18 protein-coding genes and 1 pseudogene are annotated in these 13834 nt (G+C 55.5%); 8 read left to right on the forward strand and 11 right to left on the reverse strand.

Annotated elements, in window-relative coordinates; genetic code table 11:
- Positions 1-357: 357 nt before the first annotated feature.
- Positions 358-657, reverse strand: a complete 300-nt coding sequence (locus tag WNZ14_RS22120) for a hypothetical protein (RefSeq protein WP_342870864.1) — start codon at positions 655-657, stop codon at positions 358-360.
- A gap of 386 nt (positions 658-1043) precedes the next feature.
- Here WNZ14_RS22120 and WNZ14_RS22125 point away from each other — a divergent pair, with 386 nt between their 5' ends.
- Together WNZ14_RS22125 and WNZ14_RS22130 are read left to right on the forward strand one after the other, a co-directional pair.
- Complete coding sequence (locus WNZ14_RS22125; protein ID WP_342870865.1) at positions 1044-1355, forward strand: hypothetical protein; 312 nt, start codon at positions 1044-1046, stop codon at positions 1353-1355.
- Complete coding sequence (locus WNZ14_RS22130; protein WP_342870866.1) at positions 1352-1501, forward strand: hypothetical protein; 150 nt, start codon at positions 1352-1354, stop codon at positions 1499-1501. The genes WNZ14_RS22125 and WNZ14_RS22130 overlap by 4 nt, the downstream gene beginning before the upstream one ends.
- Before the next feature lie 15 nt (positions 1502-1516).
- Here the strand turns inward: WNZ14_RS22130 and WNZ14_RS22135 are convergent, their stop codons facing one another.
- Entirely contained in the window at positions 1517-2029 is a 513-nt protein-coding gene (locus tag WNZ14_RS22135) for a hypothetical protein (protein WP_342870867.1), read from the reverse strand.
- Between the two features lie 147 nt (positions 2030-2176).
- On the opposite strand from WNZ14_RS22135, the gene WNZ14_RS22140 reads away from it, so the two are divergent.
- Positions 2177-2776 carry a hypothetical protein gene (locus WNZ14_RS22140; protein ID WP_342870868.1) on the forward strand — a complete coding sequence of 200 codons (600 nt, stop codon included), beginning with the start codon at positions 2177-2179 and terminating at the stop codon, positions 2774-2776.
- A gap of 168 nt (positions 2777-2944) precedes the next feature.
- Here WNZ14_RS22140 and WNZ14_RS22145 read toward each other — a convergent pair whose 3' ends face one another.
- From WNZ14_RS22145 to WNZ14_RS22165, 5 genes are all read right to left on the reverse strand, one after another.
- Positions 2945-3556: a thioredoxin domain-containing protein gene (locus tag WNZ14_RS22145; RefSeq protein ID WP_342870869.1), complete on the reverse strand. Its 612-nt coding sequence runs from the start codon at positions 3554-3556 to the stop codon at positions 2945-2947.
- A 202-nt stretch (positions 3557-3758) separates the two neighbouring features.
- Complete coding sequence (locus WNZ14_RS22150) at positions 3759-4034, reverse strand: disulfide bond formation protein B (RefSeq protein WP_342870870.1); 276 nt, start codon at positions 4032-4034, stop codon at positions 3759-3761.
- The gene (lspA, locus tag WNZ14_RS22155) at positions 3964-4431 is read right to left on the reverse strand and encodes a signal peptidase II (RefSeq protein WP_342870930.1); all 468 of its coding nucleotides are present in this window, start codon (positions 4429-4431) and stop codon (positions 3964-3966) included. The genes WNZ14_RS22150 and lspA overlap by 71 nt, the downstream gene beginning before the upstream one ends.
- A 1-nt stretch (position 4432) precedes the next feature.
- Positions 4433-4846, reverse strand: coding sequence for a hypothetical protein (locus tag WNZ14_RS22160; RefSeq protein ID WP_342870871.1), 414 nt, complete (start codon positions 4844-4846; stop codon positions 4433-4435).
- A 224-nt stretch (positions 4847-5070) separates the two neighbouring features.
- Complete coding sequence (locus tag WNZ14_RS22165; RefSeq protein ID WP_342870872.1) at positions 5071-7305, reverse strand: heavy metal translocating P-type ATPase; 2235 nt, start codon at positions 7303-7305, stop codon at positions 5071-5073.
- A 106-nt stretch (positions 7306-7411) separates the two neighbouring features.
- Here WNZ14_RS22165 and WNZ14_RS22170 point away from each other — a divergent pair, with 106 nt between their 5' ends.
- From WNZ14_RS22170 to WNZ14_RS22180, 3 genes and pseudogenes are all read left to right on the forward strand, one after another.
- Positions 7412-7852, forward strand: coding sequence for a helix-turn-helix domain-containing protein (locus WNZ14_RS22170; protein ID WP_342870873.1), 441 nt, complete (start codon positions 7412-7414; stop codon positions 7850-7852).
- A 38-nt stretch (positions 7853-7890) separates the two neighbouring features.
- Positions 7891-8189: pseudogene (locus WNZ14_RS22175) on the forward strand (YnfA family protein).
- A gap of 48 nt (positions 8190-8237) precedes the next feature.
- Positions 8238-8951: a heparan-alpha-glucosaminide N-acetyltransferase gene (locus WNZ14_RS22180; protein ID WP_342870874.1), complete on the forward strand. Its 714-nt coding sequence runs from the start codon at positions 8238-8240 to the stop codon at positions 8949-8951.
- Here the strand turns inward: WNZ14_RS22180 and WNZ14_RS22185 are convergent.
- The 4 genes from WNZ14_RS22185 to WNZ14_RS22200 form a co-directional block, all read right to left on the reverse strand.
- Positions 8923-9993 (reverse strand): murein L,D-transpeptidase family protein, encoded by a 1071-nt coding sequence (locus WNZ14_RS22185; protein WP_342870875.1) that lies wholly within the window; start codon positions 9991-9993, stop codon positions 8923-8925. The two genes, WNZ14_RS22180 and WNZ14_RS22185, sit on opposite strands and share 29 nt — an antisense overlap.
- Before the next feature lie 22 nt (positions 9994-10015).
- Positions 10016-10465 (reverse strand): L,D-transpeptidase, encoded by a 450-nt coding sequence (locus WNZ14_RS22190; RefSeq protein ID WP_342870876.1) that lies wholly within the window; start codon positions 10463-10465, stop codon positions 10016-10018.
- A gap of 347 nt (positions 10466-10812) precedes the next feature.
- Positions 10813-11373 (reverse strand): L,D-transpeptidase, encoded by a 561-nt coding sequence (locus WNZ14_RS22195; RefSeq protein ID WP_342870877.1) that lies wholly within the window; start codon positions 11371-11373, stop codon positions 10813-10815.
- A 55-nt stretch (positions 11374-11428) separates the two neighbouring features.
- Positions 11429-11773 carry a hypothetical protein gene (locus WNZ14_RS22200; protein WP_342870878.1) on the reverse strand — a complete coding sequence of 115 codons (345 nt, stop codon included), beginning with the start codon at positions 11771-11773 and terminating at the stop codon, positions 11429-11431.
- A gap of 771 nt (positions 11774-12544) precedes the next feature.
- On the opposite strand from WNZ14_RS22200, the gene dmeF reads away from it, so the two are divergent.
- Positions 12545-13528: a CDF family Co(II)/Ni(II) efflux transporter DmeF gene (gene dmeF / locus WNZ14_RS22205; RefSeq protein ID WP_342870879.1), complete on the forward strand. Its 984-nt coding sequence runs from the start codon at positions 12545-12547 to the stop codon at positions 13526-13528.
- Positions 13529-13558: 30 nt separating this feature from the next.
- Positions 13559-13834, forward strand: coding sequence for a metal/formaldehyde-sensitive transcriptional repressor (locus WNZ14_RS22210; protein WP_342870880.1), 276 nt, complete (start codon positions 13559-13561; stop codon positions 13832-13834).

Here is a 13834-nt window from a genome sequence, read left to right on the forward strand (position 1 = left end):
CGTGACGCAGAGGATGCCTACGAGACTCGGTCCTGCCAAATCATCAATCTTTGGAAACAAACCTCCAACTGGCCAACATCTGGCGCGAGGTCATTCCGCCACCTCGGCGCAAACCAATTCCGGATCAACAACACATCTGGCAGAGGATCAATTCTATTTCATCGATTTCGTCTTGGATGTAACGTCTCTCTTTATCGCCCTCATACCGAAGCCGAGAACGAAGTGCCTTAGCTTCGGCTTCCAAGCGGTCCGCCAGGCGTTTGCATTTTGTCACCGAGATTCTTTCTGTGGGAAAACGTCAAGGCACTATGACGCTGCGCTATTGTGCAGGAGGGCTGAAGAGGAGGGGCTATTTTGTCAAAACGGAACATCTACAAATTTTGGATATGCCTTAAAATCCTCTGGTGCCCAGCCGTCCGTATGTCGAGTTGCAATGGCAACAATGTCTTTGGCTATTGTTGCCAACAAGTTCAATGGCGCACCTATTCTCACATCGTTCTCCAATTCTTGACCGATCCAACAGTCGATTTCATCAGATATGCGCCCGCCATCAATAATGTCCCGAATATGTGACAGTGAGAGGTCGGCGACATAGCTCAAGAAAACATGAGAGTAGAAACCAGTACGACCTCGATGATCTATTTTTCGAACTTTCATTTTGTTTTTCCTTATTAATAATTTGTATTTTATTATCGATATAAGTATTATTCGCGATAAATCGCATTGATACAATAGTGAATATTAAATTTATATTATAAATATGAAAATATGTATTGCCACATGGGATAGCTCGGTGGAGCGGCAGTCGGTCATGCTTTGGCAAGCTAACAGTGCGAAGAATAGTCAATAGCTGGCTCTTCGGAACATATGTCCACCCATCCGGCTGGGATATATTCCTGGCCTTATCGTCGCGGTTCGAACTGCGTTGCTCTGCAAGTGGGCGTCCAGTGCAGGTTAACTTCCCGATCGCTATATCCGCGTCATCCCCTTGCCTGGATTCCACGAGCCCGGCATAGCTGTCTCAACGAATAAGGAGACGGTGCATGTCAAATTTTGGATCACCCGCGCACAACGCTACCATGGGCATGGGCGCTGGAATGATGATTCTGGCGGCTGCAGGCACTGGCTTGGCAAACAGTCTTATCAATGCACAGACTGAGGCGAATGATCGTCGCTATGACGCCGCATATGGTGACGCTCTGGCTCGCGCTGTGGCTCATGCGGACTCGATGGATCGTGTCAACGATATCGCGATGCAGCGGGTTCGTGATCTGGAGGCTCAGGTGCGGTCGCTTACTGCTGCATGCGCACAGCGTCAGGGATGCATCGACCGCATGAAAGCACGGCTGTCATGAGCCTCGTGCCGAGTGACGTCACGGACGAGCAGTTTGTGGCACTCCGTGAGATGTTCGGCGATCTCGTCTATGAGACGCCAGAACATTGCGCCGATCTGCTCAGATATCTCGATGAAAAATCAGACAGCAAAAAGCCCGCTAACTAGGCGGGCTTTTCAGTTTCAGCGGAAAGTGACGGAGTTCATAGGCTTCATAGCCTGCGCTTGAGCTTTCCGTGCTGGCCTATCCTCGGCCGTCATTGGCGGTCTCGAGAAACGCACGATAGGCACGCCGTGGATGCCATGATCTCGGCCGCTGACGAATAGCCTTGCAGCGCGAATGCCACCTTTGCCAAGTGCTTTCAGCTCAGCATCATCCATGCACAATAGTGTGTCACGTACTTCCTGTTTGAGACCATTCATGTCTGTCGTAGCGCGGCTCGGAGGCAGTGCCTTTGTGTACGCCATGACGGTGGAAATTCCATCTTTATTGAATTCAGGTGCCGCTTCCTTGGCACGCTTCGCCGCCAGCTCTTCGAGGACAGCTATCGGCTGAGCTGTTGGCTCGTAGTGAGGCAGTGGCTCCTTGCCACCAAAAAGTAGACGCCATGGCCATGACAGAAGCTTCTCCAGTGAGGACATTCCTGTTATCAGAAAACGTCCGATTGCGGCGATGAGTGCAGCGAAAAATCTCATAATAGGTATCCCTTGCTTTTGGTTGTGATATTATTTTTCTTTATAGTGCAATAAACAATTACAAATAAATCTGGTCGGCTTTCGTAATATTATTTATATAAAGAGTAGTGTGTATATTAAGTCTAATTCGACATGGGAGATATAGTCATGGATACTAAATACATTGCATCAGAAGTGTGCCGCGAACTCGTCAGTGCGCTCAAGCAGACAGAGGGACTCCGATACATAGCCGCCGCTTGTGGGCGCAGCCCTCAGACGATCCGTCAATACATGGCTAGCCCGGAATCTACATCTTTCCGCAAAGCCCCTTTTGAAGTCACGGACGAGATGATCAAGCTTATCATCTCCTATGAAGTTTTGCGGCCTGACTCTTCGCACTGGGAGACGAGAGAAGGCGAAGGGTGGAGGGTGTTGCTGCCAAACAGAACGCCTTTCGTATGTCGGACATACCTTATAGCTCTTGAAGTAGCAGATCGTTTCAGGACGTCGCCAACGCCGCTGCCTGGGTCTTCTCTTGACTACGTCACCATCTCGGAAGAAGCCCGTCTGCGTCACCAGTGGAGGCAGGTCTTCTTTGGCGGTCGCGTCCCGCGTCAGGAACTCGCAGACCTGGCTGGCACAGACATATACAATGTCGCCTGGGACGGTCGTGAGCATCCCACCCGCTGCATCTGGCCGACACACGAGCAGGTCATGTATGCCATGGCTACGGATGCGGGCATGGAAACGTTGGGGGTGGCAGCATGAACAAGCCACCAATCAGACCAAGCCCATTCGCCAGGCGTGTGACACCGCCAGCACCAGCGACGCAGGTCATACAGATACGGCCAGCCTCAACCCACGGCCGTGTTGTCATCCTAAAAATGAAAGAAGACGGCACGGTCTTTGAGAAGCTGGGTGCGCCTAGCTTCCTGTTCAGAGATTCCAAAGCACTGACCGCAAAGTACTGTTCCAGAAAAAGGTTGGAGTCTGGCGGATTCCCAAGGCGTTGACATCCGCCATATCCTGGTTGAGGACACCTGTAATTCCTGGAAACAGCCTATCGCTTTTAGCCTTTTCAAGGTTGAGTCCGGCGGTCTCTGCAATCTGCCAGGCTATGTCCAGTCGCGGCCCATCGTGCAACGCCCAACGAGGCTGCTGCTCAAGTATGGCATCGAGCACAGGCTCGAACTTGTCCTGCATCCTTGCCGTCTCAAGGATGCGCACCGCCTCGTCCGAGCCTTCGTGGAACACGGTATAGCGCATGATGATCCGCACTTGCGTCGGAAACTCGGTACGTATTTTCTGGACCACCGGATGAAAGGCTCTGCAGGCTTCGCAGGACGGATCGAAGGATTCGACAAGCGTTACCGGAGCCTGTTCAGGACCGAAGCTCGGTGAATAGCTGCGAACCAGCAACGACGGATCAACCGCGACAACGGCTTCAGTGTCCACCTGTTGGTTACGTTTAGTCAAGAAAAAGACGCCGCCGCCAAAAACTGCGAGGCCGAAAGTGGACGCTCCAAGCAAGAGAGTGCGCCGGTTCATTTGCGTTTTCCTTTCGATAGATCAAGACATACCAGGATTGCGGCAAAGGCGATTAGCGATAGGTAGGGAATGGGAAGGCCAAGGATGAGCTGTGCTGGACCAGAGCAGGATGGGCCATCCTTGGTACAAGGAGCCATAAATTGTGGAATCCAACCGGCGTAGAGCCCAGAATGCCAGCCTGCCAGCGCCAAACCTGCCAGCGCTAACGGTGGGCCATGCCGTCGCCGCGCCAAATCGATAGGCCGATGATGGGCACCAAGGGAAACATTGTGATGCGTTGATACCAGCATAGAGTGCAGGGCCTCTGTCCGAGGACCTCACCAATAAAGAGAGTGCCAAGAGTTGCCGCCAGGGCGATGACGAACGCCGCCAGTAAGGGCAGTTGCTCGGCTGGCAATGGTTGAGGTTCAGGATTGACCAACACCAGAGTCCTCTCTCCTATGTGAAGCGAACGACGTAAACAGGAAGCACAGCGCACCGAGAGTGATGACTATGTCCGCCCCATTGAACGTGGGAAAGCGCCAATCACGCCATGCCAGATCCAGAAAATCGGTGACTGCACCCTGACGCAATCGATCGACGACGTTGCCAAGAGCGCCGCCCAAGATCAAAGCGAAGCCAGTCCGTTCGAAGCGGTGATGCGCACGGAACGCCATGACGGCGAGGATCAAAGTCAACGCCCCGGCTAGCGTTGCCATGAGCAGCGGCTTGCCGGCCATAACATCTGAGAACATGCCCAAGCTCGCCCCTTCGTTGAAGGCGAGCATAAGGTTTAATCCGGTAAAGAATTCCACCTCCTCACCCGTTGAGAGGAGCGACAGTGCCGCCGCCTTTGTAAGTTGATGGTGAGCAACGTGGTTCCGATCAATATATATATCATCCGTGCATCCATGGCTTTATCCCGTGACGCAGACTGATCCAGCACGGCACCGCCGCAGCGTAGCGGTCATAATCCGGTCCCAAAGCCTGACGCAGTGCAGTCTCCTTGCACCGAATTTGAGTTGAGGCTGACCATAAGAAGATCAGCGGGGCTAGGATCGTCAGGATTTCCGGAACCGCGATCCCGAAACCTGCGAGGAGCACGAATTGCCCGACGAAGGTGGGGTTGCTGCTGAAACGGTAGAGCCCATCCGATATAACGTTACCTGTCGCCCCCTCGGCGACGCCGACGCGCCACGAACTCCCCATCGACATCTGGGCGGTGAATGCTAGCTTCGCGCCGATCTTCGCCACGAACACGCCGGCCACACCAAGCGCAGCAATCGAGCCATATTCCCAGAAAGAGTCCATATGGCGCGCTGTGGGCCAAGCCAGCCAGGTGAGCGGTCGAAGAGAAGCAATAAAAATGCCATTGGAAACTCGTTTTCGGCCCACCGGTTGCAGCCCTTAGTCCTTGCAAACAGGCATATCGGCTTGCCCGCTGACCGCGTCGCGATCGCGCTGCCCCAGAATAGGATACCAAATAGGCGAAAAACAGGGTCAAGGCGGAGCAACCAAAACTGGAAATCATGATATCAGGTCTCCCGTTCTGGATTGAAGCGCAGCAGTCGCAATGCATTCAGCGTGACGAGAACCGTCGCTCCCGTGTCGGCCATAATTGCGATCCAGAGGCCGGTCAGCCCCAGAACCGAGGTCACCAGAAACACGGCCTTCAGGCCGAGCGCTATGGTTACATTCTGGCGGATGTTGGCCATCGCCGCACGGGTAAGGCGGATGGTGGCCGGGATGTCGGTAACCCGGTCGCGAAGGATGGCTGCATCGGCCGTTTCGAGCGCGACATCGGTGCCAGATCCCATGGCCACACCAACGCTTGCCTGTTTCAGCGCAGGTGCGTCGTTGATGCCGTCACCGATCATCATCACGCCGCCATGCTCGCTCATGTTGCGGATGGCCTTGAGCTTGTCCTCGGGCATCATGTCGGCTTGGTACTCCATGCCCAAGCTCCCCGCGATCGCCGCGGCCGTACGTGGGTTGTCCCCGGTCAGGATGAGGGGCGTAATGCCCATTGCTTTCAACTGGCGCACCGCTTCGGGCGCATCCGCGCGTGGTTCATCACGCATGGCGATGATGCCAAGCGAGATCTTTTCACGGAACACCACAACGGCGGTCTTGCCCTCTTCCTCGAACACTGTCGCGTGGGCGAGGCCCGCATCGTCAATTCCAGCATTGTCCTTGGCATATCCGGGTGAAGCCACCCAGGCGGAGCTATCACCCACCGTGGCAATCACACCCTTGCCCATCAGCGCCTTTGCATCGCGTGAGGGCAGGACTGCTAGGCCTGCCTCCTTGGTCTTGTTCAGAATGGCGACAGCTAATGGATGGCTGGAGCCGCTTTCGACGCCCGCCGCGACAGCCAGAAGCTCAGCCTCGGTAGTTGTGCCAAAAGTTACGATATCCGTCACCACAGGCCGCCCATGGGTCAGCGTCCCGGTTTTGTCAAAGGCAACGCGAGATGCCTTCGCTGCAGCCTCGATCACGGCACCGCCCTTCAACAGAATGCCGCGCTGCGCGCCGGTTGACAGCGCCGAAGCGATGGAGGCGGGAACCGAGATCACGAGCGCACAGGGGCAGCCGATCAGCAGCAGCGCCAGCCCGCGGTAAACCCATGTGTCCCAAGGCTGGCCAAAGGCCAGGGGCGGTACCAGCACAACCAGAGCCGCAACAGTGACGATGGCAGGCATATACCAGCGGCTGAAGCGGTCAATGAACCGTTCGGTCGGCGCGCGTGCTTCTTCGGCCTCTTCAACAAGACGAATGATGCGCGAAATGGTGTTGTCTTCGGCGGCTTTGGTCACTGTGATCCGCAGCACCGCTTCGGTGTTGATCGACCCAGCAAAGACCGGATCACCAGGTCCCTTGTTCACCGGAACACTTTCGCCGGTCACCGGACTGTCATCCACGCCCGAGGTGCCTTCTTTGATTTCGCCATCCGCCGGGATGCGATCGCCGGGACGTACAAGCACGGTCTGACCCAAGGCAAGACTCGCTGCCGGCACTTCGCGCGTCGCGCCGTTCTTCTCTAGAAGGGCTGTCTTCGGAACGAGATTGGCAAGCGCGCGAATCCCATCGCGCGCCTTGCCTGCGGCCACGCCTTCCAGCACTTCCCCCACAGCAAAGAGGAAAACCACCAGAGCCGCTTCTTCCGCGGCATTGATGAACAGCGCGCCGATGGCGGCGATCGTCATCAGGCTTTCGATGGTGAAGGGCTGTCCCATGCGTAAGGCTGCAAAGGCACGGCGGGCGACGGGAGCAACCCCGATCAGGCACGCTGTGACGAAGGCCCAATTGCCGACCTCTGGAATGGTCAGCTTCACTCCCCAGGCAGCCACGAGGAGCAGGGCGGTAAAGATCACCAATTTACCCTTGGCCGTCTGATACCAGCGCTTGCCCCGATCGGCGGGATCGTCATGGACATGGCCGGGGCTGCCGTGGCTGGAATCATCCTTTGCCTTGCCGTCCACCTGGGCGTGGCCCATACCGTTTCCATCACGGTCATATACATCGACCGGTTCCGCCGTCGCCACGCGCGGCGTAATATCGTAGCCAAGCGCACGAACGGTTTTCTCAATCTTGTCGCGGCCGGTCTTGCCTTCGTCGAGCGTCAGTCGAAGACGTTCGGACATGATGCCGATCTCAACACCGGTAACTCCTGGCAGCCGCGCCACCGCGTCCTTGATCTTTGTCGCACAAGACCCACAATCCATGCCAGACACTGTCCAGTCGCAATTGTTTTCCTTGTTTTTTTCCATTTCCGTCACCGTTTTTCCTTCGCCCAACAGCGGGGTCCCGCGGGCCTTGTCTTCGTTAGACACTCTCTTTAATGTCTCTAGCTACTGTAGCTTCAAGAGATATTTTATGTTGACCATCGGAAAACTTGGGCAGGCGGCAGGAGTCAAGGTGCCGACCATCCGCTATTATGAGCAAATCGGCTTGTTGCCGGAGGCTGAACGCAGCGGTGGCAACCAGAGACTCTATTGCCGCAAGGCGCTTGATCGGCTGACCTTCGTCCGGCATGCGCGGGAATTGGGCTTCACGCTCGACGCGATCCGCGATCTGCTCAGCCTATCTGACCATCCTGATCAGCCGTGCGCTGCAGCGGACGCTATTGCCAAGACTCAATTGGCAGAAATTGAGAAACGGCTCGCGCGTCTTTCCTCGCTGAAGGTTGAATTGACGCGCATGGTGGCGCAATGCGCGGGCGGCAGTATTGCCGACTGCCGGGTGATTGAAGTGCTGGGCGACCATTCGCTTTGCGCGGCCGATCACGGTCACCGGGAGGGCGAGGGGGCTTCTTGAGCCCGTTTGAAACGCTGGCTATCTATGCGAGCGCGGCTTTGGGCGAAATCGCAGGCTGTTTTGCCTTCTGGGCCTGGATGCGGCAGGGGGCGAGTGTCCTCTGGCTTATCCCAGGCCTTGTGAGCCTTGCGGCCTTCGCCTGGCTATTGACGCTCGCCCCGTCCGACTTTGCTGGCCGCGCTTATGCTGCGTATGGCGGTGTGTACATCGCTGCTTCGCTCCTCTGGCTTCTGACAGTGGAAGGACAGCGCCTGACATCTGGGATTTGACCGGCGCTGCGGTTTGCGTTCTCGGGGCAGGCATCATCCTGTTCGCACCGCGGACGCTGGGGAATTGAGAAACTGTTGCCGGTTGACGGCCAGCGGATAAGGTTTTTGTGAACAGAATGAAAAAAAAGAGACTACTGGCTGTTGACGCTGCACGCGGAGTGGCAATTGCTGGCGTGGTTCTTTTCCATCTCGTCTGGGATCTGGAATTCACTGGGTTCATATCGGGCTTGGCCTTTCATCCGCTGTGGCTCGCGTTCGGGCGTTCGCTGGCTGGAAGCTTCATGTTCCTTGCCGGAGTAAGTCTGGTTCTTGCGCATGGAGCCCAGTTCAGGGCAAGGATATTTTTTCGGCGGCTCGCCGTCATTGTTGCTGCCGCCTTGGCCATAACAATCGTCACGTTCCTGGCATTTCCTAGCGCGTTTGTGTACTTCGGCATCCTGCATTCGATTGCAGTCGCAAGTCTTATCGGGATTGCATTTCTCAGGCTGCCGGCTTCAGCAAGTCTGTTGGCCGGATCGGCGATGATGGCGCTTCCATGGTTTATCTCGCTACCGGCCTTTGATCCCCGATGGCTGGCGTGGGTTGGCTTTTCAGCCAACCCGTCGCTTAGCAATGATTTCGTGCCGGTGGTTCCCTGGGCGGGCGCGACACTTCTTGGCATCGCCTTCGCCAAAGTGTTGGACATTGGCAATAACCGGCTGACAAGTGCGGGTTTGGATACCCCATTCTTAGTCAGGCTCGGCTGGTTGGGCCGCCACAGCCTGGCAATCTATTTGCTTCATCAGCCCGTGATGCTGGCAATCATTGTTCCCTTGTCACGCCTGTTTTGAAGGGTTGCCGACCGTCGACGAAGGGATCGGCGAGCGCTGCTTGCGGCCGGCTGACCGGGACAGAAGTCGATGATGTGATTTCCGACAAATACTGCGGACCTTTCTTGGCCAGAATCTTGCGGAAAACCGGGTTCATACCGCCATCCGAATAGGCAAGACTAGGGCTTTGGACATCGTTTAGCAGGCTTTTCATTTTCTCAATGTCGCCGCTCGATTTCACGGCCACTTGCTGAACCTCTGGCTCAAAGGGAGGGCATTGTCCAAGCGGGTCGGCGGGCGCTTCTCCGTTGAGGGGTTCGCCGAACCGGTAGCGCCCCTCACAGAACTGAAACCGTGGTGGTTGGCGCAGCACTTCAAAGCGATCATAGCCTGACTTGAGATCCATCCAAAAGTCGAAATTTGGATCATCATTATGCACCGCAAGATTTTCGGGCGTCATCCGAAACGGATAGGATTGGACCTGAACAGCCTGCTGACCGCCCTTTAATGCTTCTCTGACAACGGCGTAAACTTCCGCGACATACTCGTCGGAAATCGCAAAACAACCCGAGGAAGAACATGCCCCATGAACCATCAGGGCGGAACCGGTATAGCCCTTTGCGCGCTCGAGGTTGTTCGGATAGCCGAGATCGAAGGAAAGATAGTATTGCGATTTTGGGTTCATTCTGCCCGAATTCACCGTGTAGAAACCTTCGGGTGCCTGACGGTCGCCTTCGAATTTTTTTGGACCCAATCCGCCGGACCACCGGCACATCGGATAGCTTTTCATCAGCGCATACTTACCGGTTGAATCCCGTTTCCAAACTTCCAGTTCGCTTTCCTGCTTGAAAATGCGAACCAGCACCGGGTCTGTAGGCCTCATTCCCATATCCCGCATTTGGGCGATAGTTTTTTGCGGGATCGGAACGTTGCCTCGGCCATCAAGCTCCAGAGTGCTCGTCACACATCCGGACAAAACCAGGCCTGCCATGAGGATGCCAACCACACTGGATCGGCATACCCGGCTCTTACGGTGCTTTTTTCTGATCATCGGCAGCATCATTTTTCGTTTCTTGCGCTTGGTGTCAGACTACGATCAGCCTGGCTCCGTTGGTCACGCGGCCATATAGATCCACGACATCCTGATTGATCATGCGCACACAACCGCTGGAAACCGACTTGCCGATGGTCCAGTATTCCGGCGATCCGTGGATGCGATACAGCGTATCCTCACCGTTCTGGAAGATGTAAAGGGCGCGCGCGCCGAGAGGATTGTCGAGACCAGGCGGCATCCCGCCATTGCTGGCGCTCCATTTCGCCAACTCAGGTTGCCGCGCGATCATTTCGTCCGGCGGGGTCCATTTCGGCCAAGCCTGCTTCCACTGGATCACGCCTTCACCCGACCATTCGAACCCTTGGCGGCCGAGACCGACGCCATAACGAATAGCTTTTCCACCTTCCTGGATCAGATGAAGGAAATATGTCTTTGTGTTGACGATGACCGTTCCGACTGGATATGGACTGGGGAAATTCACCTGCCGCCTCCAGAATTTGGATGGCACCTTCTTTATGTTGATAGCGGGCAGCGGGAACCGTTCTCCGGGCATCGGTCCATACATTGCCTGAACGGTGGCTAAATTCGGTTTGGATGGCAATGCCTCGACCGTCTGTTCGATTCTGGTTGAGGAGGTGCATCCGGACAAAGCCAGCACTGAAGAGCCCGCAGCTCCACATATGAATTGACGGCGGTTCATATCATTTCAACTTTCATAACTTCTTGCATGGTGAACTCGTTCAAAGACCACATCTGTGGAAACCGAGCCGCAAAATCCGGAACTGATCTGCGATCCGCAATTGCGTGGACGGGAAAGAGGACTTCGATCTAAAGCACCACGATTTGAGCGCCAACTGGCACCCGCTCAAAGAGGTCTTCAACGTGGTCATTGATCATGCGGATGCAGCCATTGGAAACTGAACGCCCGATCGAAGATGGTTCCGTCGTGCCGTGAATGCGGTAGAGCGTGTCGCGCCCGTCCCTGTACAAATAGAGTGCCCTCGAGCCCAACGGATTGGTCGGGCCACCGGGTACGCCTTTGGCAAAGCGTGCGTACTTCTCCGGATTGCGGCTGATCATATTGGCTGTAGGGGTCCATGACGGCCATTTGGCTTTTCGCCCGACCTTCGCCTCGCCCCTGAAAGCCAGACCGGCACGTCCCACTCCGATCCCGTAGCGTCGAGCTTTGCCCGATGGAAGCTGGAAATACAAGAAATGGTTTTGCGGATCAATTATGATAGTACCGGGCTTGTAACCGCTGTAGCGAACGGTCTGCGGTGCAAATTTCTCGTCCAGTTTGAATTTCTCGGTGTGGGCGTGCGCGGGTAGCCCTAACGACGCGGCGATGCCGGCACCGATGCCGAACAGAAGTCCTCTTTTTGAAATCATGTTTCACACTCAAGTTGTTGAAAGTTGCCGATGGGCGCTTAGGCGCAATTGACATTCAACCGTGAGCGTTTGGCGGCCTTGGGACTAAATATCCAACCTTTGAGAGGAGCAACGCCTTGAAAACTGTAGCATGCTCCCCTGTCTCAACTGTGATAGTCGAAACAGCAAATTCAGCGAAAATCGCACAGTGCATCTGACAGTGGACGGATTTCTTGATTTCGGTTTCCTCGCCCAGCGGCACGGGGTCGGAGCCAAGCGCGCCATTCGCGACACTCGAACTGCATTCGACCAGATCAATTGTGCTTTCGCAATCATAAACAATATCGACCGCATCAAACGAGTGCGCCAAAGCCGAAAGCGAGAGGAACAATGCTAGAGTAAAGGTCATAAAGCGGTTCATGGCATCTCTTTTCGCCACAAATGTTCCTTTTGTCTACATGATGTGTGATTAACTTTTCGTGAGAGGAAATCCAGCGGGCCGATCAATTGACTGAGTGTCTGTTCAAGAATGGCCGGTTGGGTAGCAGGTGGTAGGTGAAGCGTGGCAATCAGATTCCTCGTGTTTTGAGACAAATACGGGGAGATCGAATGGCCTGTACACCAATCACCCACCGTCACCATGACGGAAGTGGGATGTGTTACGCTCATGACCTAAGGACCAGGAATGGGGCTTGACCGAGCCATTCATGCCGTCTCAGCCGCCGCGGGCCGCAGACGCAAGACGTCACTGCACTCCATGATGGACACCATCTTCTACCTGCTGAAATCGGGTTGCCAATGGACGTTGCTGTCTCACGATTTTCAAAGAGTACGGTGCATCGCTATCTCAAGCGGTTCTGCCGGGACAAGACCTGGTGGCGTATTTATGACGCGCTCTATTGGCGGACACAGCAATTGGAGGGCCGTGACGAATAGCCATCGTTTTCCTTTTGCCCCCGAAACACATCCACTTACCCACCGGGACCGGCTTCCGACGCCTCACAGCCTGCGGTTAGCGCAAAATCCGCCTGCTCAATCGCACCATTCCGATGGTCACGCCGGAGTTTTCACACGGCTTCTCCCCAAGGCAGTCATCCACTCTGGAGGAACAAACATTCCGCTGTTTTCAGAACGTTTGTATTCGTTGTCATAATAGTATACCCCCCTATTATATATAAAAGGAGTTTTGGCTATGAGTTCATCTCACGGGCATGCGCACGACCACCCCCATCCGCACGATCATCGCCATGGTCGCGCGCTCCACGCCGCCCATGAACATTTCTTCCTTGGCGACAATCACGAACGAAACGAACGCCGCACTTGGCTAGTGATTGGTATCACCGCCACCATGATGGTGGTGGAGATCGTCGCCGGAAACATGTTCGGGTCGATGGCTTTAACGGCAGATGGCTGGCATATGTCCACTCACGCGGCTGCCATGCTCATCGCGGCATTGGCCTATCTCTATGCTCGCAAGCATGCCAGCAATCGCCGCTTTTCATTCGGCACTGGCAAGCTCGGCGACCTCGCAGGATTTGCCAGCGCCGTGATACTGGCGCTGATCGCGGTCCTTATCGGCTGGGAGAGTTTTCTGCGCTTCCAGTCGCCTGTAGCGATCAATTTCAAGGAAGCCATCATCGTGGCGGTGGTCGGATTGATTGTAAACCTTGTCTGCGCATGGCTCCTCAAGGATGATCACCATCACGGGCATGATCATGGCCACGTGCACGGACAAGGGCACAATGCAGGCCAGGATCAGAACCTTCGCGCCGCCTATATCCACGTACTGGCCGATGCCCTGACCTCCGTTCTGGCGATCGGCGCGCTAGTTCTCGGAAGTCTGTACGGCTGGCTCTGGCTTGATCCGGCTATTGGTATTGTCGGCGCTATTGTGATCGCTCGCTGGTCGTGGGGATTAATCCGGGATACGGGCGGCGTCCTGCTCGACTACGTTCCTGAGGGCGAAGACCTCCCCGAGGAAATTCAGGAAATCCTCATCCAGGAAGGCGCGGAAATCGTTGACCTTCACATCTGGCAACTCGGGCCTGGCCACCACGGAGCCATCATCTCGATTGTCGTCGATGACCCGCATGCGCCGTCCTATTACCGCGCAAAGCTTGCGGCCATTCGCGATCTGTCGCATGTGACTGTGGAGGTCGAAACCCGCACAGCCTGAACAAACTGTCCTTACCGAAGGAGCATCCTCATGAGCCATACCATCCGCGAGAAGCAAAAGCTGATCAACCGCGTGCGTCGTATTCGCGGGCAAATGGAGGGCGTAGAGCGAATGCTTGAGGAGGAAAAGGGTTGCGTCGAAGTAATGCAAACGATCGCGGGTGCCCGTGGTGCCATTAACGGTCTAATGGGCGAAGTCATCGAAGACCATATCCTAATGCACCTGGCCGCCGGAGGGCTCACGCAGAAAGAGCGTGACGAAGGCGCGGCCGAACTTATCGACGTCATTCGCGCCTACCTCAAATAA

It is taken from the genome of Hoeflea sp. AS60 (genome assembly GCF_038900115.1).
Classification (GTDB): Bacteria; Pseudomonadota; Alphaproteobacteria; order Rhizobiales; family Rhizobiaceae; genus Hoeflea.